The organism is Acinetobacter sp. 129952, from assembly GCF_056642055.1.
The window spans coordinates 130,782-156,441 of sequence record NZ_JBWVSU010000009.1; the positions used below are offsets into that span (position 1 = coordinate 130,782).

22 protein-coding genes and 1 other RNA gene are annotated in these 25,660 nt (G+C 38.8%); 15 read left to right on the forward strand and 8 right to left on the reverse strand.

Annotated features, from left to right (window positions below):
- Nucleotides 1-7 precede the first annotated feature (7 nt).
- A complete protein-coding gene (locus AC1IR0_RS11550; protein WP_409655467.1) occupies nucleotides 8-1,261 on the reverse strand; it encodes an exonuclease SbcCD subunit D in 1,254 nt (417 codons plus the stop codon).
- A gap of 468 nt (nucleotides 1,262-1,729) precedes the next feature.
- On the opposite strand from AC1IR0_RS11550, the gene AC1IR0_RS11555 reads away from it, so the two are divergent.
- Together AC1IR0_RS11555 and AC1IR0_RS11560 are read left to right on the forward strand one after the other, a co-directional pair.
- Complete coding sequence (locus AC1IR0_RS11555; protein WP_005107697.1) at nucleotides 1,730-2,188, forward strand: ABZJ_00895 family protein; 459 nt, start codon at nucleotides 1,730-1,732, stop codon at nucleotides 2,186-2,188.
- A 153-nt stretch (nucleotides 2,189-2,341) separates the two neighbouring features.
- Nucleotides 2,342-3,247 (forward strand): TIGR01777 family oxidoreductase, encoded by a 906-nt coding sequence (locus AC1IR0_RS11560; RefSeq protein WP_479741401.1) that lies wholly within the window; start codon nucleotides 2,342-2,344, stop codon nucleotides 3,245-3,247.
- Here the strand turns inward: AC1IR0_RS11560 and thiO are convergent.
- Both thiO and hemB read right to left on the reverse strand, forming a co-directional pair.
- On the reverse strand, nucleotides 3,236-4,360 hold the full coding sequence (gene thiO, locus AC1IR0_RS11565; RefSeq protein ID WP_409655473.1) for a glycine oxidase ThiO: 1,125 nt from the start codon (nucleotides 4,358-4,360) through the stop codon (nucleotides 3,236-3,238). The two genes, AC1IR0_RS11560 and thiO, sit on opposite strands and share 12 nt — an antisense overlap.
- Nucleotides 4,361-4,375: 15 nt before the next feature.
- The gene (gene hemB, locus AC1IR0_RS11570; RefSeq protein WP_004279288.1) at nucleotides 4,376-5,389 is read right to left on the reverse strand and encodes a porphobilinogen synthase; all 1,014 of its coding nucleotides are present in this window, start codon (nucleotides 5,387-5,389) and stop codon (nucleotides 4,376-4,378) included.
- Nucleotides 5,390-5,494: 105 nt separating this feature from the next.
- Here hemB and AC1IR0_RS11575 point away from each other — a divergent pair, with 105 nt between their 5' ends.
- Complete coding sequence (locus AC1IR0_RS11575) at nucleotides 5,495-5,992, forward strand: thioesterase family protein (protein WP_004646146.1); 498 nt, start codon at nucleotides 5,495-5,497, stop codon at nucleotides 5,990-5,992.
- 78 nt (nucleotides 5,993-6,070) lie between these two features.
- On the opposite strand, the gene glpK is transcribed toward AC1IR0_RS11575, so the two are convergent.
- Nucleotides 6,071-7,555 (reverse strand): glycerol kinase GlpK, encoded by a 1,485-nt coding sequence (gene glpK / locus AC1IR0_RS11580; RefSeq protein WP_409655478.1) that lies wholly within the window; start codon nucleotides 7,553-7,555, stop codon nucleotides 6,071-6,073.
- Between the two features lie 130 nt (nucleotides 7,556-7,685).
- Here glpK and ssrA point away from each other — a divergent pair.
- The 10 genes from ssrA to AC1IR0_RS11630 all read left to right on the forward strand — a co-directional run bounded on the left by ssrA (nucleotide 7,686) and on the right by AC1IR0_RS11630 (nucleotide 16,465).
- Nucleotides 7,686-8,044: a transfer-messenger RNA gene (ssrA, locus tag AC1IR0_RS11585) on the forward strand.
- 137 nt (nucleotides 8,045-8,181) lie between these two features.
- Nucleotides 8,182-9,339 carry a protein kinase domain-containing protein gene (locus AC1IR0_RS11590; protein WP_479741402.1) on the forward strand — a complete coding sequence of 386 codons (1,158 nt, stop codon included), beginning with the start codon at nucleotides 8,182-8,184 and terminating at the stop codon, nucleotides 9,337-9,339.
- Entirely contained in the window at nucleotides 9,329-9,808 is a 480-nt protein-coding gene (locus tag AC1IR0_RS11595; RefSeq protein WP_287166220.1) for a hypothetical protein, read from the forward strand. The genes AC1IR0_RS11590 and AC1IR0_RS11595 overlap by 11 nt, the downstream gene beginning before the upstream one ends.
- Nucleotides 9,805-11,034: a tyrosine-type recombinase/integrase gene (locus tag AC1IR0_RS11600; RefSeq protein WP_479741403.1), complete on the forward strand. Its 1,230-nt coding sequence runs from the start codon at nucleotides 9,805-9,807 to the stop codon at nucleotides 11,032-11,034. Before AC1IR0_RS11595 ends, AC1IR0_RS11600 begins: the two co-directional genes overlap by 4 nt.
- A gap of 428 nt (nucleotides 11,035-11,462) precedes the next feature.
- The gene (locus AC1IR0_RS11605; protein WP_479741404.1) at nucleotides 11,463-12,668 is read left to right on the forward strand and encodes a hypothetical protein; all 1,206 of its coding nucleotides are present in this window, start codon (nucleotides 11,463-11,465) and stop codon (nucleotides 12,666-12,668) included.
- A gap of 130 nt (nucleotides 12,669-12,798) precedes the next feature.
- Entirely contained in the window at nucleotides 12,799-13,014 is a 216-nt protein-coding gene (locus AC1IR0_RS11610; RefSeq protein ID WP_447053530.1) for a transcriptional regulator, read from the forward strand.
- Nucleotides 13,015-13,017: 3 nt separating this feature from the next.
- Nucleotides 13,018-13,701: a Rha family transcriptional regulator gene (locus tag AC1IR0_RS11615; protein WP_479741405.1), complete on the forward strand. Its 684-nt coding sequence runs from the start codon at nucleotides 13,018-13,020 to the stop codon at nucleotides 13,699-13,701.
- A gap of 3 nt (nucleotides 13,702-13,704) precedes the next feature.
- Nucleotides 13,705-14,043 (forward strand): hypothetical protein, encoded by a 339-nt coding sequence (locus tag AC1IR0_RS11620; RefSeq protein ID WP_447053528.1) that lies wholly within the window; start codon nucleotides 13,705-13,707, stop codon nucleotides 14,041-14,043.
- 2 nt (nucleotides 14,044-14,045) lie between these two features.
- Entirely contained in the window at nucleotides 14,046-14,363 is a 318-nt protein-coding gene (locus AC1IR0_RS11625) for a hypothetical protein (RefSeq protein ID WP_479741406.1), read from the forward strand.
- Nucleotides 14,360-16,465, forward strand: coding sequence for a DUF3987 domain-containing protein (locus AC1IR0_RS11630; protein ID WP_479741407.1), 2,106 nt, complete (start codon nucleotides 14,360-14,362; stop codon nucleotides 16,463-16,465). Before AC1IR0_RS11625 ends, AC1IR0_RS11630 begins: the two co-directional genes overlap by 4 nt.
- Before the next feature lie 244 nt (nucleotides 16,466-16,709).
- Here the strand turns inward: AC1IR0_RS11630 and AC1IR0_RS11635 are convergent, their stop codons facing one another.
- Nucleotides 16,710-17,501: a suppressor of fused domain protein gene (locus AC1IR0_RS11635; protein WP_479741408.1), complete on the reverse strand. Its 792-nt coding sequence runs from the start codon at nucleotides 17,499-17,501 to the stop codon at nucleotides 16,710-16,712.
- A gap of 260 nt (nucleotides 17,502-17,761) precedes the next feature.
- Nucleotides 17,762-21,571, reverse strand: a complete 3,810-nt coding sequence (locus AC1IR0_RS11640) for an SIR2 family protein (RefSeq protein WP_479741409.1) — start codon at nucleotides 21,569-21,571, stop codon at nucleotides 17,762-17,764.
- Nucleotides 21,572-22,380: 809 nt separating this feature from the next.
- On the opposite strand from AC1IR0_RS11640, the gene AC1IR0_RS11645 reads away from it, so the two are divergent.
- Entirely contained in the window at nucleotides 22,381-22,983 is a 603-nt protein-coding gene (locus AC1IR0_RS11645) for a hypothetical protein (RefSeq protein ID WP_479741410.1), read from the forward strand.
- Between the two features lie 349 nt (nucleotides 22,984-23,332).
- Here AC1IR0_RS11645 and AC1IR0_RS11650 read toward each other — a convergent pair whose 3' ends face one another.
- Together AC1IR0_RS11650 and AC1IR0_RS11655 are read right to left on the reverse strand one after the other, a co-directional pair.
- Nucleotides 23,333-23,599, reverse strand: a complete 267-nt coding sequence (locus tag AC1IR0_RS11650) for a DUF6953 family protein (protein ID WP_479741411.1) — start codon at nucleotides 23,597-23,599, stop codon at nucleotides 23,333-23,335.
- Between the two features lies 1 nt (nucleotide 23,600).
- Nucleotides 23,601-23,834 carry a YodC family protein gene (locus tag AC1IR0_RS11655; protein WP_479741412.1) on the reverse strand — a complete coding sequence of 78 codons (234 nt, stop codon included), beginning with the start codon at nucleotides 23,832-23,834 and terminating at the stop codon, nucleotides 23,601-23,603.
- A gap of 559 nt (nucleotides 23,835-24,393) precedes the next feature.
- Between AC1IR0_RS11655 and AC1IR0_RS11660 the strand changes: the two genes are divergently transcribed.
- Nucleotides 24,394-25,533: a tyrosine-type recombinase/integrase gene (locus tag AC1IR0_RS11660; RefSeq protein ID WP_409655481.1), complete on the forward strand. Its 1,140-nt coding sequence runs from the start codon at nucleotides 24,394-24,396 to the stop codon at nucleotides 25,531-25,533.
- Nucleotides 25,534-25,660 lie beyond the last annotated feature (127 nt).

Below are 25,660 nucleotides of genomic sequence, written 5' to 3' on the forward strand. Positions count from 1 at the left end.
CATATCCTTATGGTGTTTCATTAGCATCAATATTTTTTTCCGCCTCAATAATCAGGCTGAGGAAATCTTTCAGCACCGAATCATCGGCGCTGTAACCCTGTTTGAGCCAAAGCTGTTCAAATAGTCTTTTGGGTGTTGGCGGCTCTAAATGGATCTTCTGAGCTTGTGCATCATCAAGATTAATAGCTTGATATTGACGTGAAATGCGCACCAGTCGATAGCGGTTCGGCGGAAGTGCATCTTCAAAAGTTTGTCTTAAATTGGGTGGAGGAGGCGTTGCCGTATGATATTCAATATCGATATATTCACGTTGATCAATTGCTTCAATTTCCCCATGTTCAAGGGTTCGAATCTGCTCAAAGATTTCATTGAGTTCACCACGGAGTCGATGCAGGCGTACACTGCGTGGAATAAGCAAAGCTTCAAACTGAAAACGTGCCTCATCTTCTAATTGAGGGTCAATCCTGACTTCAACTATTTGATGCTTATAATTAATCTCACTAAATGACAGCGGAATCGGAGAGCCACTATAGCGAATATGCGGCTGACCGACTTTTTGTGGTTTATGCAAATGCCCCAGCGCGACATAATCAATCACGTCATCAAACAGCGCCGTCGACAGGGCTTCTTCATTGCCGACAATAATCGGACGCTCGGAGTCCGAGGTCTCACCACCTTGCATGTGCGCATGTGACATTAAAATCAGTGCCTGATGTGGCTGTTTGCGGGCTTTGGCTTCGGCAATCAGTTGTTGATGCAGATAACTGATCGCGTTCTGGTTATTGCTGGTATGTTCATTCAGTCCGGTAATTTCGGCACTGCGTAAATAGGGCAGGGTCAGACACCAGGCGATGATATTTTTATCCTGATCATAAATAGGAATAAGCAGCCGATCTAGATTCAGGGTATTTTCTGCAGTGCGGCCTACAATTCCCACTGCTTTGGCATTAAATTTGGCCAGCAAGGGTTCAACCTGCTCAATCCGGTAACCGGAATCATGATTGCCTGCAATCATCAGGGTCTGCATATGTGGCGCCAGATCGTGGGCATCGGCCAGAAACTGGTACAGCTGTCTTTGCGCACTGGAAGCGGGATTGATCACATCAAAAATATCGCCGGCAATCAGCAAGGCATGCGGTTGCTTTTTTTTAATTTGCTCAAGTAGCCAAGTCAAAAACTGCGCATGTTCAAATTCACGGTCATGGTTATGGAAAAATTGTCCCAGATGCCAATCGGAAGTGTGAAGAAAATGAACTGCCATGTAATGAACCCCTAATATCTGCCTTGCTACTATAGGAAAAAGCACAGGTAAAAATCTACTTGAAATCGATATTTCAGTGAATTGTTTGTGATTTGGAGGCTGAATTTATTTTGATCAGTATGGATATTAATGGACGGTTGTATCCAGATCATCAGATATTAAAGGTTCTGCAAGCCCTCAGATTTTAGACATAGGGATTTTAAAAAATAAAAACCGACGATTCGAGTGATGATGAAATCGTCGGTCAAATTTGTGTTACATGAAGATTTTGGCTGCTATTCAAAATTTCCCTGTACACTGGACTTATTGCTTTAGCTCTAAAGGTCAGCAAAAATTCGTGGATGCCAGTCCAAATTTTTGTACCTTGTACCTTATATAACGTCACCCTGTAGTGGATGGTTGACAATAAAATGAAAAAAAACCTGATTTTTTTTATACTAGCTTGTTGAAGATCACTGAGTCATGCATATGTTGCCACTAAGTCGTTATTTTATCTGGTTTTTCGTTATATGTTTTATTTTTACCTGTATTTGCGGTGTACTGGCAGCCTTGCTGCCGATGGGCATGGGTGCAGTTTTGACGATTGTTCCGTATCTGGTGGCCATGATTTGGGTGCTTTTTAAATTTCTAAAACAGCAAAAACGTGCGCCGACCCAGGCAGAGCGTAAAAAATTCACTCTCGGTTTTAGCCTGATTTACTGGGGATATAATTTATTATTTCTCTTGCTCGGTATTGTCATTGCCACCCGTTCCAATCCGAATGCCTGGCAGGACTTTCTGCTGTATCTACAGCAGCCACAGTTTATGAGTATTGTGCTGATCATGTTCCTGATGATCGCAATTCCGCTGTATCTGTTGACCTACTGGTTTTATGGCAAGCAGGCCCAGCGTATGGCAGAGAAAATGTTTGGCCATCCACCTCAGTAAGTATAGATGAATCATTTTGTGACCTGATCTTCATAAATTAATTGAATGATGAAAGATACAAATTCTCCACTACAAAGATCTTCTCGGTTTAAAAAGCTGAAGATGAGTGGCGTATAATTTAAACCAAGAAAATAATAAGGCGAAGAATGACGAATGTATAAACCTGTAGTGCTGGTGACGGGAGCGAGTGGTTTTATTGGCAGTCATCTCGTGCGTTTTTTACTGGAACGGGATTATCGGGTGATTGGGCTGACCCGTCAGAAAAATAAACATGAACCACATCCGGACTTCCATTGGATCAATCAGCTGGATGAATTAAAACAGCATCAGCTTGATTATGTGGTCAATCTGGCTGGCGAAAGCATTGGTCAAGGCCGCTGGACGGCAGCGCGTAAAAAGAAATTGCTGGATAGCCGTTTACACACCACCAAAAAGGTTTTTGATTATTTAGAAAAAAATCAGATTAGACCGAAACGGATTATTTCAACATCAGCGGTTGGTTATTATGGTATTGATCCGACAGAGCGTTGGGAACAGGTCTGCACGGAGCAAAGTCCGCCACAAGATATTTTTATGTCTGAACTCTGTGCGAAGTGGGAACAGCTGGCCTTGTCCTATACTAACCAGAACACCAAGATTGTTCGCTTTGCGGTGGTATTTGGTAAAGGTGGCGGGATTCTTCCGCAGATGCTATTGCCGATTAAGCTGAATCTGTTCGGGCGAATTGGTCATGGACGTCAGCCAGTGACCTGGGTGCATCTAGAGGATGTACTGCGTGCGATTGAATTCTTGATGCTCGAGGATACAACCGAGCAGATCTTTAATGTGGTCGCGCCAGAAAAAAGCAGTCAGGCCCAGTTCGCACGAACTACGGCCCAGATTCTGAAACGCAAACCCTTACTTCCACTACCCGCATGCAGTCTGAAAATGATGCTGGGAGAACAGTCACAACTGGTATTGAACGGTCAGTATGTACAGCCCAAAGCCTTGCAGGAGGCTGGATTCCAGTTTCATTATCCAACTCTGAAAGAAGCGCTGGATAATATCCTAAAGCACTAAATGACTGGGCTCTAATAAACGGACTGGATCATAAGGAACTGGATCAACGATTGGCGTTTTTTCAAGGATGAGTTGAGCGAGTAGTTTGCCTGATGCCGGCCCCATGCATAAACCATTCCGGAAATGTCCAAAATTGGCCCAGGCATTGTGTAGCTTGGGAATTTTGCCAATATAGGGAATACCATCGGGTGAGCTGGGTCTTAATCCGGCCCATTGCTTGACCAGCGGAAAATCTGCCAGTTCCGGTACCATCTCGATACACGCCTGTAAAATATCCTGCCGGATTTCGCTAGAAGGCGAGGTGTCAAAACCGACCTGACGCATACTGGAACCACATAAAACATGTCCATCCTGACGTGGAATCAGGTACATCACCTTATGCATGCACATGGTCGGCAGCCAGTTTTCTGGCGTTTTAAACAGCAGCATCTGGCCCTGAACCGGCTGTACCGGAATTTCCAAACCAAGTTGCTGTGACCAGTGTTGCGACCATGCTCCGGTTGTGAACACATATTGATCTGCCTGAAAAACCTGGCTATGTTCATCTGAGATACTTTTTACACAGCCTTGCTGAATATTGAGCCGAGTGATTTTACAGTCTTCTTGCCAGGTGACACGAGGATGCTGCTTCAAATAGTGAATGATCGACTGTAATAACCGTGGATTACGGATATTCGCCAGTTCAGGGAAATAAATCGCCTGCTTGAATTTGCTCTGATTAATTCTTGGATTGATCTGTTGCAGTTTAGCTTGATCAAGTAATTTTGCCTGTTGCTGCGGCTCTTGATATGTTGCGGCATAACTTAAACCGATTTCAAAATCGGCTTCATCAAAAATCAGCATACCTGTTTCATGAATCTGGAAATCGATACCAGTGAAAGGTTGCAGTTTTTGATTCCAGTCCTGATACATGGGTTTGGCATGTCGGGCCAAAGCATTTACAGCAGCGGGATAACGCCAGGGATACATCGGGGAGAGGATGCCTCCTCCAGCCCAGGATGCAGCCTGCCCAGCGGCCTGCTGATCAAAAAGAGTAACAGAACATCCCTGTTCAAGCAGTTCCAGCGCCGACATCAGACCGGTGATGCCAGCGCCGACAATGGCAATATGCATTGCGCCGAAATCCTTTTACTTCATGTCTTTCAGTTTAAGCGCAGCTTCTTCAGCAAAATAGGTCCAGATACCATCTGCACCGGCACGACGACAGCTCATCAATGATTCTAAAATGACGCTATCAGATAACCAGCCATTTTGAATTGCCGCAGCCAGCATCGCGTATTCGCCACTGACCTGATAGACAAAGGTTGGTACGCCAAAAGTGTCTTTGACTTCGCGGACGATATCCAGATAAGGCATGCCCGGTTTAACAATCACCATGTCTGCACCTTCCTGAATATCCAGCGCAATTTCATGCAGGGCTTCAGCACGGTTACCGACATCCATCTGGTAATTGTATTTATTGCCGCCTTTTAAATTGCTGGCAGAACCGACTGCATCACGGAATGGACCATAGAAACTTGATGCATATTTGGCTGAATAGGCCATGATGGAGGTATAGATATGACCATTTTTTTCAAAGGCCTGACGAATCGCACCGATCCGGCCATCCATCATGTCACTTGGAGCAAACACATCTGCACCGGCTTCGGCATGGCTCAAGCCCTGTTTAATCAGGCACTCGACCGTTTCATCATTTAAGACATAACCGTTCTCATCAATAATGCCATCCTGACCATGTGTGGTATACGGGTCTAATGCGCCGTCAGTAATCAGCACCATTTCTGGCAGTTCTTTTTTCAATAAACGCAAGGTGTTTTGTACCAGACCATCTTCACGCCACGCAGCTTCTGCAGTCAGGCTTTTATCTTCTTGTGGGGTGACCGGAAATAGCGCCAGTTTATTGACACCGAGTTCCAGCAGACGTTCTGATTTTTTTAACAACAAGTCCGCTGACAGGCGCTGGATATTCGGCATACTTGGAATATCTTGGGTTTGGTTTTGTCCTGGCAGGACAAATACTGGATAAATGAGATGATCTGCCGCGAGATGGGTTTCACGAACCATCGAACGTAAATGTTCATTTTTACGAATACGACGCATGCGAGTTGCAGGAAACGCGGGACGATTGAACGTATAAGTCATAAAAATCTCAGTAATCAGTATTAAACTAGGCCTCTATTGTAGCCCTAACTCAAATTTTTGGGCATAAATTAGCGGTTTTTTATTGTGGTGGATTCGGGCAGAGTGATGAGTAAGACAGAGAGAAACTGGACGGGTAATATACATCTGGGCTCGAAAGTGGATATTGATGTAGTCCTGAACCAGCTGGTACATGCTTTTAATAGCTCTCCTTTTTTTAAGCATAACGGCATGACCATGCGGGTGGTCGAGGGCCAGATTGAGGCCTATGTAGAAATGCAGGATTTCATGATTGGTAATGTGGCTTTCCAGATTCTGCATGGCGGTCTGGCTGCAACTGTACTGGATAGTGTCGGTGGTATTGTGGCCATGGGCGAGCTGTATAAAAAAGCTGAACCGGAAACGATTGCAGATACCATTAAAAAAGTATCGCGTCTGGCGACGGTCGATATGCGGGTGGATTATCTGGCGCCTGGACGTGGCAAATATTTTATCGCGCGTGCAGAAACCTTACGTTTGGGGCGTAAGGGCTGCACCATGCGCATGACCATGGTCAATGATGAAGATAAGGCGATTGCAACAGCGATTGCTTCTTATGCCTATTAATGAAATCGTGAACTGAGGGAGTTAAAAGCACTGTTTAACAGTGCTTTTTTATGATGATCAAATATGAACCTAGAGGATTTAGAGATCAGATTTAGCCCGTTTCAAGGCATTTTGCCATTTGGCTAAATGCATTTCTCTTTCGTCATTTTGCATTTTGGGTTCAAAAGCACGGTCCAGCTGCCAGGACTGGGAAATTTCATCCAGGTTTGAAAATACGCCAGCTTTTAATCCGGCCATAGCGGCCGCGCCCCAAGCAGTAGCTTCCAGCATTTTCGGACGCAGTACCGGTACATTCAGAATATCGGCCTGAAATTGCATCAGCATGTCATTGCTGCTGGCACCACCATCAACCCGCAGTTCTTTAAGAGGATGTGCAATATCAGATTGCATCGCACTGAGCACATCAGATACCTGAAAGGCGATTGATTCTAATGCGGCACGAGCGATATGCGCTTTGGTCGTACCGCGTGACATGCCACAGAGTAAGGCACGTGCTTCACTATCCCAATGCGGCGCGCCCAGTCCGGTAAATGCGGGAACCAGAACCACGCCGTCACTATGCTCGACCTGATGCGCCAGTTTTTCCACATCACTGCTTTTTTGAATAATTCCGAGGCCATCGCGTAACCATTGCACTACAGCACCAGCCATAAATACGCCGCCTTCGAGCGCATAGGTAGTTTGGCCCTGGGCTTGCCAGGCGAGAGTAGAAAGCAGCTTGTTCTGGCTAAGCTGAATATTATGTCCGGTATTGAACAGCATAAAGCAGCCAGTACCATAGGTGTTTTTAGCACTGCCCACCTCAAAACAGGACTGGCCAAACAGGGCAGACTGCTGATCCCCCAAAATTCCGGTAATGGGAATATTGGCCCCCAGTAAGCCAGAAGCAGTGTCAGCGACATAACAATCAGAAGAAATAATTTTCGGTAAGACCGAAGCAGGGATATTAAACAGCTCGAGTAGCTCTTCATCCCACGACTGTTGCTGCAGATTCATCAACATGGTACGAGAAGCGTTACTGGCTTCAATGACGTGCTCTGCGCCTTGGGTCAGATTCCAGATCAGCCAGCTATCGATCGTACCAAATGCCACATGGCCTTGTTCAGCGAGTGCCCGTACTCCCTCGACATACTCTAAAAACCAGACCAATTTTCCCGCACTAAAATAAGGATCAATCCGTAGGCCGGTTTTTTGCTGAATTTTGGACATCAGGCCTTGTTCAATCAGCCGGTTACACCAATCAGACGTACGACGGTCCTGCCAGACGATTGCCGGGGCGAGCGGTTTGCCGTTTCGACGATCCCAGACTACAGTGGTTTCACGCTGGTTAGTCAGGCCAAGGGCTCTAATATCTTTTGCCAGAATACCTGCAGTCGCTAAAGCTTGCTGTACCACCGCAATCTGTGAGCTCCAGATTTCCTGTGCATCCTGTTCCACCCAGCCTGAATGTGGGGTGTGGATATGCGTTTCACGTTGAGCCGTTGCCTGAACTTGTCCATGTTCATTAAAAATAATGGCCCGACTTGACGTAGTTCCCTGATCTAGTGCCAGTAAATAGCTCATAATTTTTCTGTTATTTGGCTTGAAAAGTAAAATATTAGCGCAATAATGTAATTAAGCGCATCAAGTTGTGTAAATGTTCAGAAAATACATCGTAATTTTTGACATTTATGCTATGATTGCCTTGTACTTTGGGGGTGTTTCTGGCTTCGACGCTGGTGATGAAACTCATAGATGCATGCCGAGAGCGCATTTTCTCTCGTAAATCAAATTTGCATTTTTTAGTCGCAAACGACGAATCATACGCTCTAGCTGCCTAAGGGCAGCTTGTCCGCCTCTCCGAATACTTGTGGTTAGAGAGTCCGACTGAAGCGCACGCACACAAGTCCGTATAAAGCCAAGCCTCGGGGCTTTGTACTAAATTAAGAGGATCGCGATTTGTACCCTGTTCGTCGGGTCACAAAGAGTTAAAACAATAGACGATATCTAAGCATGTAGTATTCTCGAGCGTAGTGCTGGCGGACGCGGGTTCAACTCCCGCCACCTCCACCAAATTCCTAACAAAACATACCCAAATATGTTTTAAATAGTAGATGAAAGGCTTGATTCTAAAGGGATCAAGCCTTTTTTCTTGCCTGAACATACCCAAACATAACTAGCTATAGTGTACATACGCCGTGTACACTGTCATGTACATTGCAATATTTATTGAACTCGCTGGTGTACATGTGAAAATTAAAATTTTAAAAAAGTTATTAAAGGGGTTAGGGGAAAATGGTTTTAGTAGGAAATATAAACTAATTAAAGCCCTCAACCATGGTGGGAATTCTCATTCCTATAAAGCTTATAGCTATACTTTAAAAAAAGAAGTTTTCATTAAATTTCTTTTATTACCTAGACATGAAATCGAAATTTTAAAATTTAGAAATGAAATAGCAATTCATAGACTTATTGCACGTCAAGGGTTTGTATATGATGAAAATGCTGTTATTGAACTTTATGATGCTAAGTTATTTAAAAATCATTTGGGCGGTTATCTAGTTCTGGAATGGCTAGAGGGACAGTCACTGGAAGAGGTAATTGAAACTTATGCTAATAAAACTATTGAGGAAAAAGTTCAACTGTTTCATAGGGTGACGAATGCACTAATACCATTAAGTAACTGGCTAGTTCACAGAGATTTACATCCATCAAATATTATGGTGTTAGATAACTCTTTTGAATATAAAGATTTATCTACTAAACCATTCAATACAGGAATTAAGGTTGTTGATTTTGGCGAAAGTTACTCATCATACGTTACAACAGTCAGTGATCTAGAAATAGAAGACTTAATAAAATTACAAACAAGTAATATGAGAAGATTAACTACTTCACTTTATGCTACCCCGCCAGAATATCTTAGACGCTATAGGGAAAATCAAAATCATATATTTGATAAATCATGGAATTATGATTCATGGGCCTTAGGTTTAATAGGATTTAAAATTTTTTTTAATGAAAATGTATTTGAATTTGAAGATATTAAGGATTATGTACATGAAGTGCATAGAAATCATTTTCAAATGGATATTGGCCATAAAATTGCAAGTAAATTTTATGATTTACAACATAGGCAATCCAAAGTATTAGAACATATTTTTCATTACTTATTGAGAGTTAATCCGACTCAACGTACTGGTGATGGTGATGTTGGCCTAATTTTATCTTTAATAAATTTTAAGGGGTATGAACTACGTCAAGATCTAGATGCAACGGAGTATCTTTCTTTTATTCGGGATGGTTATTTTTATTTGGATAGAAAAGGTATGACACGTTTAGAGGATATGCTAGAAAATGAGGGATAATTTTTCAGAATTTAAATTTTATAGAGCTTTTGGAAGTCCTATTTCAAATGGTAAGCATAAAAACATATATTTAGAGGGAACTCGTCGACCTACAAATATGCCAGTCCGAGAACATATTATTATTGATGATTGGTTTGAACATAAATTTGGTATTAAAGCTCGATCAAGCACTATATTTATAGGTATTACACGAGAAAGTGTGAATAAATATGCCCAATACAATAGTTGCATTGTAAAAAGAATTTCATTTCCTAATGACTCCCAATTTATATATAGCTTAAAAATTGAAGACTTGTTTGTTGATATTGAGGATTTGCAACATACCAAAGGCGAATTGACTAAAGAGGATATTTATCAACTTTTAGAAAATGCTGAATATCAATTAACAAATAATCCCGAATCTATTCCTGTAAGTTTTTCAGGTGAAGTTATGGCTTATTGCCACAGCTTTCTTTTGGAGGATGCATGAAAAGAACAGATATCAAACGTCGCCCTTTGTCAGATACCGTACTTGCTAACCTTGAACCTGAATTAAAAGAATATCGGGAGTTAGACGGCGATGGCCTGTATTTCCGTGTAAAGCCTGATGGTAAAAAAGCGTGGCTATTCAGGTATAAAAAAGCTGATGGCAAGTGGTCATGGCTTGGTATCGGTACTTACCCTGAATTGTCGGGTAAAGGCGCCAGAAAGAAAGCATCCGAGATTATTTTAGATATATCCCACGGCGATAATCCAATCATTACCAAGCAGGAACGCAAACGCCAAGAGCTGGACCACAATAATGCTACCTTTGAAGTACTGGCACTTGAGTGGTTAGAAACCAAAGTAAATACATGGGTTCCTGACACCATGACCCGAAATAAGGGAGCATTAGAAAAGCATGTATTCCCTGTTTTTGGTAAACGCTTGTACACCAGCATAAAACCTATTGAGTGGATGAATCATTTAAAAGGTATTCAGCAGAAGCAGGGTATCTATGAACAGGTAAGCCGAGTTCGAGCCATGTGCCGTGATATTTATGATTATGCAAAGGTCACAGGGCGAATTGATTACAACCCATTAGAGGGCATTCAGAAGTATCTACAGCAGGGCAAAAAAGAGAATATGGCCCATGTGAGTGAGGCGGAGTTACCCACCTTAATCCGAGCTATTAATAATTACCCGACTATGGATGTCCGTATGGGCTTACAGCTTTTAGCTATGCTGTTTTGCCGTCCTACTGAGCTAAGGGGCGCTAAATGGACTGAGTTCGATCTAGAACAAGGTTTGTGGAATATCCCTGAGGAACGCATGAAGAAACGCCGTGAGCATGTTGTGCCTTTGCCTAAGCAAGCCATTGCCATACTCAATGAATTAAAAACCTATGAAACCAATTCTGAGTATTTATTCCCAAGTAGATCCGATAAGAGTAAGCCTAAGTCAGATACAGTTTTTATCATGGCTTTGCGCCGTATGGGATTTGAGGGCAGACAGACACCACATGGATTTAGGCATATAGCCAGTACACTACTAAATAACCGTGGCTTTGATGAGCGTCATATTGAATCTGCTTTGGCCCATGTTAAGGACGGCGTAGCAGGGGTATATAACAAAGCCCAATATTTAGATGACAGGGCAAATATGATGCAGTGGTATGCCAATTATTTAGAAGAAATTGCGGACCAGAGCATTATCCAATTTAAAAAGACTAAGTGACATTACTCGCCATTCATTCTGTATTTTATATATTTCCTACAGAAGCGCGGCTTAATGGCTTAATCACCTTGTAAGCCTTTGTATCACAGGGATTTCATTAAGCACTGCCGTATTTTAAGCACTGGCATAGTGGCTTAGTGGATATATTTTATATTTCCCTAGAAACCTTGCGATTTTGCGAATTGGCTTTGTATGCCTTGCTACATATAACATTGAACTTCGCAAATGGCTTGCGATTCACTTGCGATAGTTTGCGATTCGTATATTTCTATTGCGACATATCTTGTCACACTACTTACCCAAACATACACAATTATAATTAAATATCATTTATATTCAGTTTGCTAAGTCTAGGTTGATCCCCGAAAGTCGAATGCCCAATTCGATTGGCTTAGCTATTTCTTTGGGAGATGCTGTGGGAGGCATAAATGAGCTTATTTGCAAAGCAACATGAAGCTATAGCAAAGAATTATGTATACGTTTTAGACGTATTGGAAAAACTATATGCAAAATCAGATTCTGGGTGGTATGAAGTAGGTCATTTTTTAAAAAAAAGCTCTATTGAGTCATTAACTACTTATTCTATTACTGGTGATATTGTTCCAGAAGTTACCATCCATAACCAAGTTATGATTGAGAGTGTATATGAGGATAAGTTGAGTTTGGGTCAGTTAAAGGATGCATTGCTTGCATTCATATTTAATAATCATGAATCGCTTGATGGTAATGATTTAGAAAATAAGATAATTGCAGAACATGAACTAACTCAAAAATTTAAACAATATGCTTGGTTAAAAACTGAAATTCAAAGATTAGCTGAATTTAATGCACTAAATTTAATTGAGCTATTAGAATTCAAAAAGCCACTACAGGACAGTAAAAAAATAACCAGTATTGCTAAGGCAGTAGATGGAAATAATATTAAATATGAAGAGTTGGTTTATTTGATTCAAGATTTTGGGGAAAGATTTAATAGACCGATAAAACTTATTTCAAAGTTCCTCAAAAACTCAAAATTTAATAAGCATATTGATGTTTTTGTACGCTTAGGAGAGGATGAGTTTCTTAAGTTAAATAAGGTCAATTCTGAAAAGGCTATATCATATGTATTAAATTATTTGGATGATGAAAAATTTAATACTACTGAATCTTCACTACATGTTGATAGCTATCAATTGAGTCATATTCTAATAGATTGTGATGATTTATATTATTTTGAACCTCTGCAAGACATGAATGTTAATATACGAATTGGTAATACGATTCATGAAAATGTTAGATATGGAAATATTAGTAAAAGAAAGTTAGACATTGCTTTAGATTATCACCAGCAAGAGTCTAAAAGAATTTTTGATCATATGTTAGCTACATTTGATCTAAATGATTCATCTCATTGGGAGACTGAAAGAGAAGATACACCTCAACAATCTATACATCCTGCAATTGATCAAAAACATCCAAAGCATGCACCTGAATTACTATTAGCCATCCAAGCATGGGAAGCAAAATATCTAAATAACGAGTATCCGCATCAAGAGCACACACCAGCTATTACTAATATTTTAAAAAATCTAGCAGTGACCCAGACCAATCTGGTTAAAAGAATTTGCGCAATAACTAATCCAAAAAAATAATATATTTCAATTATTTATTCTAGGTGTCACCTAAAGGTGTCACCTTTTTTTATGCACATGTCACTTGTATGACACCTTATGAAATTTGCTTTTATGCACCTACTCCTTATTTTTGCATGTAGGTGCATAGATGACCATTAATCCTATACGTGTCCAATTCAAAACAGCTTGTGAATTATTGGACATTAGTCGTGAATCCTTACGTCATATTGTGCGTACTGACGCCTCATTTCCTCGACCAATTAAGACAGGCGATACTAAGCAAGCCTCGGTCTATTTCGACTACGCCCAGCTTGTTGAATGGCATAACAAGCAAATGCAAAGCCTTGCTGTAATGGAGGCTTAATTCATGAATCAAATCATTTCACCTACTCTAACTATGTCTAGTCGTGAAATAGCAGAATTGACTGGCAAAGAGCATAAAAATGTTATTAGAACTATTAAGGATTTATTAGCAGCGGAAATTTTAGACGCTCAAATTGAGCCACTAAAATTTGAATACCGTGGCCAGTGGTTTGATTACTACGAACTAAAAAAGCGTGACAGCCTTATCCTTGTTGCACGTCTTTCGCCTGAATTTACAGCGCATATCGTAGATCGTTGGCAAGAACTGGAATGCCAATCCAAACAGCACAATGTAGACATTAACAATCCTCACGCACTACGCAAGGCATTACTTGAATACACAGAACAGGTTATCGAGTTAGAGCATAAAAATACTGGCTTGGAAAAATCCATAAAGGTAATAACTCAAACCAATCACGGCGTTAAATTCCAACAGGCTTGCAAGCTTCTCAATATTAAGCGTTCTGTGTTAGCTGATTGGCTCAGTAAACATGGTTGGGATAGACGACTTAACAATGCACGCGCATCTACCCACTATAGCCAAGAACGTGGGTACTGTGAGACTAAGTATGAAGAGCGTACAAGAATCAAAGCCAATGGTGAGCTAGGAAGCTATAGCCAAATTGAATTTTTTATTCTGCCTAAAGGAATGGAAGTTTTAGCTAAACATTTCGGAATAAGGGGGTAAAGCATGAAAGAGCTCTCTATCAACCTTCTAAAGCTTCTCTTCATCTGGACCATTGCTGTTTTTCTTGTTGCAAGCTGTGGACGTTCCGCTTATGCTAGTTCCGTTCATCAAAAAGCAGATGAATTAGCTTTGGTCGGCTATAACAATGAAGGCGTACAGTCCGCTTATAGGACTTTTTTTGTGCGTAATATCTCTATGCATCTGCATGTTATGGCGGGGCTGGAGAGGGACACCTTCGGGTGTGCTGGTTTCCTTCGTTACCAGTCGACCAACCCTTTCTGGTCCTGCCACCCTCATTTGGTCGTGAATGGCAAGACTCCTACAAATGAAGGAGCGCATTAATCATGCCTAACTCAAATCAAAAATCGAAACCAATTAATAACGATTATTTCCCATCTCTAAGCTGTACCAGCGCATTTTTTACACCACATAAAGATGCAAACCATCTCAATGCTCAAGATGTTATTCATTGCCTTGTTGGAAGTGCTAAAGACATTTCAACCGTTACTTTCAACTGTTTTGAAAATGGTAAGGAATTAACCATTAACGGTGAAATTGTTGCGAACCTGATTTTTGAAATCCAAACCAAATTAGAAATGATTGAGAAAATATTGCCTTTGGCTTTTGAATGGCAAGAAAGCAATAAAGGTGGTGCCAAATGAATAACACCACCTCCATCAAACCCGACACCATCTTAGCAAATTGCACATTACTTAATCCACTGGATGATACCTATATCAATCATCCAGTCATTCAGCGTTTTGGCAGTCCTTTACAGCCGATCTATGTGGACCAGTGCCATGTAGATATCAACGGCGTGAGCTATGATAATCCTTTAATTCTGCCGATCTATAACGCTCAATTAGAGCTTGTTCAATGTGCCATATTACAAGATAAACAACCCTTACGAGTCATCCCCGATGGAGTGGCCAAAGGCTTTGCTATGTTGGGTGAGTTGCACCAGGATAAACCTGTCATCATCACCTATAACCTTGAGGCATTCTTTAAGATTTCTCAAACAGGCTACGCCGTGGCATTGGTAGTATTACCAAGCCTATGTGATGCTCATCAAATCGAGTTCAAGCCATTTGATTTTGAGCAAATGCAGTTCGTGATTAATCAGCTTTCAAAGTCAGGTTTTGACAGGTTGTATATGCCTGTACGCCCTGAGCATATACAGCTTGAAGCATTCCAAAACCTCGAGAAAAATAGCCCCATTCGATTGCTCAATCAATTTCAGAAAGCTGGTGAAAGTGAGTTTTTAACTGAGCTGTCACAGGATGACGATGCAGAGGAAGTAAAAGCATTTCTTGATTATGCCATTGAGCAATTACCAGCTTTAAATCAGTGGGGTGAACTATTACCATTGGCGCAGGCTGAAACTTCCTTAAATAGCACTTATCCAATCCATGCATTACCACCACTTGCAAGGGATGCCGTTATTGCTATTGCTGAGTATGTACAAGCGCCAATTGGTATGACAGCTCAATGTGTCATAGGTGCCATGTCACATATTGCTCAAGCCCACGTAAATGCACCTCATCCATTTAACCTTCAAGGTGAGCCATGCAGTTTATATCTACTCACTGAAGGACAAAGTGGAAGCCGTAAAAGCACCAGTCGTAATATGGCAGACAAGGCCATTATTCAGCATGAACGTAAACAATATGAACAATATAGCCGTGACCTTAAACAATGGCAAAGCGGACAAGCTGGATTAAACAAAAAGGACAAAGAGGCATACGGTGCAGAGAACCCACCTCCGAATGACCCTAGCACCTTATACAGTGACATCACCTTGGAATCTATTGCAGGGCTTTACGTGGATGGCATATTAAATAATGCATCTATTGCTAGTGATGAAGCTGGTCAGTTCTTTGGTGGTTATACCATGAAAGGAGATACCCGCACCCAAGCGATTGGAGGATATGCCAAATTATTTGATGATGGTTTTGTGGAGCGCACCCGGTCTAAATCCAATTTAAATGGTAGTGGTCGTGCTTATGATGTTCGATTGACCTTTAATTTACAGGGACAGCATGAGGTTTTATCTGATGCATTGAGAGATCCAGTGCTACGTGGCCAAGGTTTCTTGCCTAGATTCATTTTAACCATCCCTGAGAACTTGGCAGGGACACGTTTGCAAGATGCTATTTACCGATCTAAGAATGCCAATCATGACCATCGGCTAATAGCTTACTGGACACGGTGTGAATACTTGCTTGATGACTGCCCTAGACCACAAGGGGGGCAAGAACTTTACAATGGGCGTTATGTCATTCCTATGAATGATGAAGCAAGGGATATAGATGCATCGTTCTACAACATGTTTGAGGAACTACAGGGCAAAGGTAAGCGCTACGAATACCTACAAGCATTTGCCAGTCGTGCCAGTCAATTAGCACGGCGCTTAGCTACCGTATTCGCTTATTTTGAGGGATTACAATGGATTGATGCCAAGACCTTAACAGGGGCTTGTGAGGTCGTTAAGCACTCACTCAATGAATGGGCTATGTATGCAGATATTGAAGTCAAAACGGAAAGTGATGCTGAACGGTTGATTAAGTGGCTTATTCGAAAGTGCATGGAGCAAAAAAACAATTGTATCCCTAAAGCAATAGCGCTGAGAGGAGCTCCATCACATCTAAGAAAGGCGAAAGCATTTGATAATTGCCTTAATGAGTTAATCGAATTCAATTATGTACGACTCATTACTATCAACAAGTCCACACACATTGAATTAAACCCTTTATTGTTTAAATAGCTGCTAATTTGCGAATTATCCCCTAAACTCCTTTAGTCGTAGGCTTTTAGGGTTCGCAATTATTGTGCGAATGGCGTGCAACCTTCTGCGAATTGAATGCGAAGTAACAGAAAATCATCGTATGATTCGCAATTAGCAAACTTAAATTTATAATGAACGCGAAACGGAATAGTAAGCTATACAAGGCATACAGCTATAATTCGCAAATTCGCACAAACTCCTAAGTAGTATCTATTTTACGAATCTACTGTTTTAGTACTGAAGGTCTATTTCGGTCACTGATCTGTCCTATATTTGCATCCATTAGTTTCTTTAATAGAGCATCACGACCATTTTCTATTGACCATTGCATTTCATCATCCGTAATAACAGTGGCGATTAAAAGCTGCATATTTCCATTAGGCAATTTGATATCTGTAGCTAAAGGCTTTTGTGCTTTAGCTATAAGCACATTAATGGTGTCATTCTCACTATTACCTACAGGTATCGCTTCAACTGTTAAGCCATTATTCTTTTCTATTCTGGCCAATAGATCTACATCGTTCAGTAGAATTATATTTCCTGTCCATTGCATAAACCAAAGTGGCCATTCAGCATTTTCTTTTGCAATCATGAGCACTTCATATCCATAACCAGCTTTTCCAGATGCAGATATAGCTTTACTCTTTTTCTCTAATTTTGATGAGCTGGAAACAACCCTACCTTGGTCATTATATTTAACCTCAATATCTGTAGCTGTTAAGCTTGCAGGCATATCGGTATTGGTAAGGCCAAAAGTAGAATATACCCATAGCCCTTTTTTGATTTTGTCGGCAGGTATTACGTAAAAGCCACCACCCGGCCAAACACCAAATAAGTTAGGGGCTTTCATAATGTCATTGGGTAGCTTCCCTATATTTTTCTCGTAGAAAGCCTCTCGGGCATCATAGACATGCTGCCATTCTTTTTCTGAGCTATTTTGAGCAAAGCCAATAGTAGACGCCGTAAGTGCAGTGAACCCCAATAAAAATTTAATAAACTTCGTATTCTTAAACATTTATTTTCTCTATGTATGAATGCGAAGTGATTCTATCAAATAATTCATAAACATAGAGTTAGATAGCCTCTAATACTAAGTTGGCGATGATACAGCACGGCGATATGCTGCGATTCCTTTGCAATTGATACGAGGAATCGCAAAACCGAAAACTATAGAGTTTCGATACTGAAAGCCCTACAACATACAGGATACAAGGTGAAATCGCAGAATCGCAGGGCTTCTATAGATAAATATAAATTTAAATAGCCGAGTCAAAATTAAAAAACACTAATTGATAATTTATGAAGACGCTGCCAAGCTATAGAATTCTTAAGTACAGGTTTTTCCTTGACTATTTTTTCTAGTATTTTAGCTAACGAATTATCATAAGACTCAATTCTTTGGCCAATCACTCTGTCTAACAAAAGAAGGACCTCTTGAGGGTGCTTCTCAGTCAGTAAATATTTATCTTCATTGTTAGTTAACTGGTATAGGAAAATTGAAGTTGGTTCAATGTTTCTTAAATATGGTTCAATATTTTTAACGATATCTGTGAAATACTCGGATGTTTCTATAGCCAAATCTAATAACCTTTCAGATGTTTTTGACGTTTGACAAAAATTTTCTTTAGGCCAGATATTTTTAAAGAAAAATCTGCCAAAACTTAACCAGGAATTTTCTTTATTAACTATATCTGAAAGTATCCATAGACTATGAGATAACATATCACTATCGAACTTTCTTAAAATTTTTCTTACCTCTACATTAGTAAATAATGTTTGTCTAGGGTAAGACCAATAGCAAAACTGTATTAACAGTGATGCTAAATGATTTTTAAATCTTTCACTTTTTGGCCATTCTAAGTCTTTTTCAAACAAATCAAGGAAAAATGGTTTTAATATTAAAATAGCTTCATTTGAAGGCTTATGTTGGATATGAAAAAAACTATCCCATGCAACTTCACTATTCTTATTTTTTGGATTAAAAATTGGTATTAAATTATATTTAGACCATGTTTCATAATTTTTATACATAAAATTAAAGCGAAGCATAATCATACTCATAGCATGATGAGATCCTTCTCCTTTACTTTTAAGGGCTATTTCTAACCTCCAGAGAGCTTCGTTTTGGAACTCATGAGGACTTAGGTCCCAAGCATTGTAAATATCAAAAATAGCATCTACTAATTGACCTATTGGAGAATTCATAGCATGTTCTAATGTTTTCCTCGATTTTTCAACTTTACGGCCATGTTCGAAAGTTTCTCCAAATGCACTATTATTAGCTTCTGAACCAATAAGGTTAAATGTATTGAGAATAAAGTCCCATACTCTCCAAAAATAATCTTGTCGATTTTTACAAGCACCAATAAATCTCCCTTCTAACCACCTAGTCAAAGAGAAACGACATGTAAAAATAATTTCTTTTGGTAATTTTAAAACAGCATTTCCAATTTCAATTAAATTCTCCGAATTTGCATCTGAAGGAATATTCTCAAAAAATTGTATCCAGTATTTTTCTCGATTATTATTCCGTTCCACTTCTTCTAAAAGCTTATTTAACGATTCGCTCAATTTTTTTTCTATAAATCCAATAAAGGGTTTTTTTTCTTCAAATGGAGTGCTTCTATCAGATTCTAATAACTCAATTTTTTTAAAAAATTCAGTGCTATCGGTTATTGAATTTAGTTCATCAAAGGAAGTATTAGTTGATATCCACCCACTTTGAATTCCAGCTATTAAACTCTCTTGCTCTACATAATTCTCTTGCCAATTATCAGTACTTTTAATTTTTGTAAACTCTGTATATGCATAACTAGAGAGGCCTAATTTCGTTTGGGCTATTACATTTAATAGACGACCGACTTGATAATTTTTGTAATCAATAAATCTTTCGTTAGTTTCACGATCATATTTTTGTCGATAATCAATGATTTTATGCTCAATAAGTGATCTGATATCTTCCCTAAGGCTATCCCATTGATTGGATATGAAAGACATAATTTCAGACTCAATATATCTACTCCAAAAGAAATCATTAGATAGACATTCGATATCCTTATTTATATGCCATTTATCAATGCTTTTAGAGTTTGCCCAAACAAATAACTTTAATCTGTTGAAAATTAACTGATCATCTTTAGGCCACTCTTCAATAATTTCTATTAAGAGTGCTTCATTAAATATTGATAGTTTTTTTAAAAGATCACACATCCATAGTATTAAATTTCCAATTTTTTCATGGACATTTCTTTGTGGTTTAAGTGGGTTATCAAAATTAATTGAAGGAAAATAAAAGTGATGAAAAAAGTGCTTAGTTGACTCATCTTTTAAGTTATTAACAAGATTAAGATATTGTATAAATTTTTCAGAAAGAATTTTAATGATATTTTGAATATTTTCGTTATGTATTTTTATATTTTCTGATGCATATCCAGGAAAATCTATCTCAAATTTAGAAAATAGGTATTGTTCATTTGTTTTGGTAGGGAGGTATGTTTTCTCTAGCTTGTGGTCTGATTGCATAGATAATATGGGATTTAGAGTATCTTTCAAATAATTAAAATATAAATCTGATAAAGAATGGGGACTTTTCTCCAAAACTCTTTTTATGTCATACCAGCTAGTTTGAACAGGGAATTTATTTTTATCAATATGAGTAGTTATATTCTGGATCCAGAAATTCAAATCACTTTCTTGAAATACATCTGGGCTATCTATTATTCTTTTCTTTACCTGATCTATGATTACTGGATGTAAATTGGTTTGTTTTTGTGCCCACCATATAGCTGCGGGTTGTTCTGCAACTTTTGAAAACCATATAGCTAAAGCATGAATTCTTGATTGGACATTCCATAAATTTTCATAACGTATATTTGCTAGACCCTCAGTTAAGGTTGTTCCATATTCATCAGATATAATACTTATATAATCTTGGCCAATTTTATATCTTAAATGCTCTTTTAAAGATTTCAACTCACTGCGACTTGGATCTGTATCGGTTCCATATAAATCAATAGGATCAATTACCAGCTTTTCACCACTAGTATTTTTTATTTCCTCCACTTGCCCTAATCTTATTTTCTTATCAAATACATAAATCCATTCTGAAACTGGTGTAGGTTTTAACCCCATAAACTTATATGCACCTTCTACGGTGGAAATATAGTTAGCAATAATTCCTCTCTCAAAAGGTTCTAGATCTTTTGGAGATTGTTGTGCTAACTGATTAATATATTTATCCCACTTTTGTTCATCTCCAGCATATTTTGCCCACTCTGCGACTGTATTCCATAAATCATTGTGGTCAGGATATGAAATACCTGTTGCTCCGAGTTGAGACCATTTCGTCTCTATATAACCTTGTTCCCCACGTTCAAAGGCATAAATATTATTTGCATTTGCTCCTTCTGAATTTAACCCCTCTAGCAAATAGCGAACTAAAGTATCATCTCCTGAATAGCCAATGAGTACGACAGTTCTGCGTGTTAATAAATTTGAAAGAAATCTTGTTGCCCATCCATGAGATAAATAAGCACTGCCAAAATTTTGAGAAGAAATAATTAAATTATTGAGTTTGTTTTTTTTAGGGTTAATCCATTTCCCATGAAGATAGACAATACCCGATAACGGCTCTTTTGACTGTAAATCTGGTAAATATGGAGGAATAAATGATCGAATTTTTTTATTAACTTTTTCAAATAGCAAATCAAAATTTGTCGTAATAATGAAAGGTTCATTTTCTTCATTTATTGAAAGTTTTAATAAATTTTCATGATTATCTAAAAGTGGGCCTTTAGGCAGTTTCAATTCATTCAATAAAATTGAATCTACGATTTCATCTCCATAAATTCTCTTTAAGGCAGTAAAAGTTCTATCAAATTCCTTATTAAATAGTAATTTCGATATCTCATTGTCATTGCTATCAAGGGCGTATAATTTTTCAGCAACATTTCTAGTTAATTTTTCAAATGAAGGCAAACCAGCTGGAACAGAAACTCCTGCACCACAGAAAAATAGCAGCTCTCCGCGCTTTTGAGCATCTATTAGTTCATTTGGAATATTTGGACCTGTTACAGTAAAACGCATTTCAACCCTCAACTTTTTAATAAGTAGATGTATTTTAAGTAATTGTTATATAAAGTATATATTAAATATTCTATTATCTAATTTGTCACTAAAAACAATTACTTTCTCATCTTTAAGTAAACCTCTCTTATTAAAGTGCTTTTAAAGTATCTTCAATATTTTGGCATTCTATATCCTTATCACTAATAAAGAATTCATTCTCCACTATGACTTAATTAACAGGCCTGGCATATCTATTAGTTAGTATTGCTCAGTTACCTTGATAGGCTACCAGTAGAAATCCCATTAAAATGACCTCTAAACTACATGTAGCAAGGTTTACGGCTAATTTAATGATTACCGACTTCATCAAGGTACATCAAGGTAAATAATCAAATGGTTCTTGGTAGTATTCAAATGTGACCAAGTTTTCACGATAGCTGGATGGTCATTATCACTGCACTGGTACAACAAGAATTACTCCCCATCAAGTAACGAATGTTAGGCCCATATACTCATCTATAGTTGTGTTTTATGTGTTTTCTCTGCTCAGCTACCTTTTTTTTATTCAATTCTAACCTAAATCATTAGTAAAATAGTGCAACGTGTTTTTCATGTTTTTTACCTAATATATTGATTAATATTAAGTAAATCGATTTTTAATTACCTTGACATACATCCCTTAAAACATGGTGTTTTATGTATATATAAGGGTGATTGATGTGGTTTTTAAGCTGTTTTTATGCATTTTTTACGCTAAAAATGGCCTTAAAAATGCAATTGAGGGGTGTCTGCTGTGAATTTTTTGGCAATTATTGCGGATTTTATGCATGAAAAGAGAAAGTAAGGGTACGGTTGAAGATTGTTTGAATATAGATAGCCGAACTATGGCCAGATCTAACACATTTGTAGATGGTACTTCTGGTACTTGGGGGTGGAAACGAGATAACGAAATTAGCTCATCTATGGGCTATGAGTATCGTCACGGCGCTTTAATTCTCTCCTTTATACAGAATGGTGCCAATCATCGTTTGCATATTGGAGTAACTACCACACCATGCAATTACGGCAATCACCGGTACTGGTTCATATGTCCTGGTGATGATTGTGGCAACCGGGTAGCAAAATTATATTTGGTTGATGGCCAATTTAAATGTAGAAAATGCCAAAAACTTAACTACCTTATTCAGCAGTGCAATAAGGAACATGTGGCTAGAATTAATATGCAGCGAATGCGAATAAAGCTTGGATGGCCACTGGATCGTGAAGCGGTACCATTCTTTAAAAAGATCCATAAGCCACTTAATAAAAACAAAAAAACATTTCAGACTATGGTTGATAAGCATGATGCATATGAGCGTCAGGCCAATGCCACAGCTATAGCCCTACATAATACATTTATGGATAAACTAGAAAGGTTTGCTGAAAAGTAAGTGCTTCAAACGAACGATTCATAAACGTCCGCTGAAATCCTGTTTAAGTCTCACCCAGCGTAAACTCAACAAGCTAATATATTCCCTAATTTAAGAGCCTTTCATCGGCATACAATTACTAATATGCAATAGTTTTTACAGATAACTTTACGCAACAGAGTAACATAGGCTTTGTCCGTCCTTTTGATTATTTTATATACGTGGACTATGTTACTACATCAAAATTTTGCTGTTACCACATCATTTATTGATTTGTAACGTTTCCAGTTACCACATCAAACCGTGAACGCTTTTATGTCTAAGTCATAAATTACGTTCATTAAAAAAGCCACCTTACGGTAGCTTATTTTCATCCTCTTGCCTCACGACCAGGCTCATCCTCAGCAACTCGATAACGCCAATATCGGTCGGGCTTAACCCAAACAACATTATCTTCAGTTTGCTTTTTAAAGCCACTATTTACGCTTAGCTTTAACACGAGATTCCCATCCGCATTTTCTTTTAAAAAATCCATTTGGTTCTGCTTTACTAGATAATCAACAACATCTTCTTGATATAAACAGCCATCTTTTTTAAGGTTGGTCAGCATCCACTGAATGACTTCATCGAGCTTCATACTAAATCTCAGCTTTTTGATCTACGGCGCTTTCTGATGATTCAACTGGTACTAGGCTCTCTTCAGGGAAATCCCCCCAATCAAGTTTCTTGCCAGCAAACCACTGACATCTGTATTCACCTTTAAAATTCTCTCTGTGGTCAGTGTGAATGGTTTTAACAGCCATATCAGGCCCACCGACATTTAATTTAACCTTATCACCGATTTGATATTTAGGCTCTCGCGCTTCGCTCATCTTCTTCTCTTAACGTAATCATAATGAAATTAATACTTTGGGATGAATGCTTTGTATTCAAGTGAGTTTTCACAAGCAAATGCTAAATTAATGGTTCAGAATAAGGACATACAACACAATAAGGTACTTATAAAGGTAAACAATATCAGTATCAGTAAATTCTAAGTCTTAGAAATTCTGTGGAAGGGTGGTATTTGAAATGTGGCCCATAGTATTTGGTAGCTCAGTTGTACTCCTGATATAACAATCGAACTGAATGTAATAAGCCTAGCAACAGATAATTTGTACACTGTGGTGTACACTAGTATTTTTATATAAAAAATAATTATTAAATAACATATGTTTATTGATTTTGTTCAATTGACGCCACCCCACCAAAATTCTTTCCGAAGTAATCCATCGGAATCTAAAAAAGCCTTTAAACTCAATGTTTAAAGGCTTTTTTTATGTCTGTTTGTCCGACCCTGTCCTAAGCTGTTTGACCCTATTTTTGCTTTCTTGGGGTCAAAATTGGGACAATTTGACCCACTAAATAAGTTTAATTATGTGGGACAAAGATATGTCGCTTACTGATGTACTGTGTAAAAAAGCATTACCGCAGGAAAAACAGTACCGCCTTTCTGATAGTAACGGTCTGTCTTTACGAATCGATCCGAATGGCAAAAAATATTGGTCTATCAGATACACGGAAAATGGACAAAGGAAGTCTAAAGCATTAGGTATCTATCCTGAGCTAAGTTTAAAGCGTGCAAGGGAGATCGCGCTTGATCTGAGATATAAACTCAAAAATACAACTGAGGTTGAGCAGGAGCAGCCTTATTTTAAGGAAGTCGCAGAGGATTGGTTCAATAATCAAAAAGAAACCTGGTCATCCAAACATATTAGCAATGTACGAGCTTCATTGGATGAGCTTTATATTGCTCTTGCTAATAAGCGTATTAACCAGATTCAGGCTCCTGAGATTCTACAAATCATTAAGAAGATTGAGGCAAGAGGTTCGCTTGAAATTGCAAAACGTACTTTATCTCGTTGCGGTATGGTCATGAAGTATGCGATTGCGCATGGCTATCGTTATGGTAATCCGGCAGGTGATCTGGTTTATGCTCTAAAGAATAAAAGAGTCAAAAATCTGGCTTCGCTTACTGCCTCTGAAATGCCTGAGTTTTTAAGGAAGGTTAGAGCATACCCAAGTGATGCTCAAACGCATCATGCCATTATTCTGATCATGCTGACAGGCGTTCGGGTTAGTGAATTGCTGCAAGCACGCTGGGAGGAATTTGATCTGGAAGGGCGTAAGTGGGATATCCCTGAAGAGCGTATGAAGAACCGACTTCCGCATCGAGTACCGTTGACTGATATGATGATTGCTGAGCTAAAGGCTTTGAGGCTTACTCATAATCAAGAACTGTTATTTCCACATCATTTGAATAATAAAGAATCAATGCGTAGTGAGTCTATTTTGGCTGTGATCAAACGTTCAGGCTATGCGAGACGAATGACCACACATGGTTTTAGATCTCTATTCAGTACTGTCGTAAATGAATCGAATTTATTTAATCCAGATGCCATTGAACGCCAGCTTGCACATGTGCCCCAGAATAGAATTCGCTCGGCATATAACCGAGCGCAATATTGGGATGAGCGGGTGAGATTGATGGAGTGGTATGGGGAGCAGGTTAAAATATGGATAGAATATTGATATTATTTATACAAGACTAGGGCGTGTCCTCATTTGAAGAATTGGTTTTAAATACTTAAAATCCTCCTTTGAGTTATTTTTATTTCTATATTTTCAATGGCACGTACTCTTCTTACCGATGATATCT

Bases quoted from the DNA above. Each gene is read 5' to 3' on its own strand.
- AC1IR0_RS11550 (WP_409655467.1), bottom strand. From the start codon at position 1,261: ATGGCAGTTCATTTTCTTCACACTTCCGATTGGCATCTGGGACAATTT.
- AC1IR0_RS11555 (WP_005107697.1), top strand. From the start codon at position 1,730: ATGTTGCCACTAAGTCGTTATTTTATCTGGTTTTTCGTTATATGTTTT.
- AC1IR0_RS11560 (WP_479741401.1), top strand. From the start codon at position 2,342: ATGTATAAACCTGTAGTGCTGGTGACGGGAGCGAGTGGTTTTATTGGC.
- thiO (WP_409655473.1), bottom strand. From the start codon at position 4,360: ATGCATATTGCCATTGTCGGCGCTGGCATCACCGGTCTGATGTCGGCG.
- hemB (WP_004279288.1), bottom strand. From the start codon at position 5,389: ATGACTTATACGTTCAATCGTCCCGCGTTTCCTGCAACTCGCATGCGT.
- AC1IR0_RS11575 (WP_004646146.1), top strand. From the start codon at position 5,495: ATGAGTAAGACAGAGAGAAACTGGACGGGTAATATACATCTGGGCTCG.
- glpK (WP_409655478.1), bottom strand. From the start codon at position 7,555: ATGAGCTATTTACTGGCACTAGATCAGGGAACTACGTCAAGTCGGGCC.
- AC1IR0_RS11590 (WP_479741402.1), top strand. From the start codon at position 8,182: ATGTACATTGCAATATTTATTGAACTCGCTGGTGTACATGTGAAAATT.
- AC1IR0_RS11595 (WP_287166220.1), top strand. From the start codon at position 9,329: ATGAGGGATAATTTTTCAGAATTTAAATTTTATAGAGCTTTTGGAAGT.
- AC1IR0_RS11600 (WP_479741403.1), top strand. From the start codon at position 9,805: ATGAAAAGAACAGATATCAAACGTCGCCCTTTGTCAGATACCGTACTT.
- AC1IR0_RS11605 (WP_479741404.1), top strand. From the start codon at position 11,463: ATGAGCTTATTTGCAAAGCAACATGAAGCTATAGCAAAGAATTATGTA.
- AC1IR0_RS11610 (WP_447053530.1), top strand. From the start codon at position 12,799: ATGACCATTAATCCTATACGTGTCCAATTCAAAACAGCTTGTGAATTA.
- AC1IR0_RS11615 (WP_479741405.1), top strand. From the start codon at position 13,018: ATGAATCAAATCATTTCACCTACTCTAACTATGTCTAGTCGTGAAATA.
- AC1IR0_RS11620 (WP_447053528.1), top strand. From the start codon at position 13,705: ATGAAAGAGCTCTCTATCAACCTTCTAAAGCTTCTCTTCATCTGGACC.
- AC1IR0_RS11625 (WP_479741406.1), top strand. From the start codon at position 14,046: ATGCCTAACTCAAATCAAAAATCGAAACCAATTAATAACGATTATTTC.
- AC1IR0_RS11630 (WP_479741407.1), top strand. From the start codon at position 14,360: ATGAATAACACCACCTCCATCAAACCCGACACCATCTTAGCAAATTGC.
- AC1IR0_RS11635 (WP_479741408.1), bottom strand. From the start codon at position 17,501: ATGTTTAAGAATACGAAGTTTATTAAATTTTTATTGGGGTTCACTGCA.
- AC1IR0_RS11640 (WP_479741409.1), bottom strand. From the start codon at position 21,571: ATGCGTTTTACTGTAACAGGTCCAAATATTCCAAATGAACTAATAGAT.
- AC1IR0_RS11645 (WP_479741410.1), top strand. From the start codon at position 22,381: ATGAAAAGAGAAAGTAAGGGTACGGTTGAAGATTGTTTGAATATAGAT.
- AC1IR0_RS11650 (WP_479741411.1), bottom strand. From the start codon at position 23,599: ATGAAGCTCGATGAAGTCATTCAGTGGATGCTGACCAACCTTAAAAAA.
- AC1IR0_RS11655 (WP_479741412.1), bottom strand. From the start codon at position 23,834: ATGAGCGAAGCGCGAGAGCCTAAATATCAAATCGGTGATAAGGTTAAA.
- AC1IR0_RS11660 (WP_409655481.1), top strand. From the start codon at position 24,394: ATGTCGCTTACTGATGTACTGTGTAAAAAAGCATTACCGCAGGAAAAA.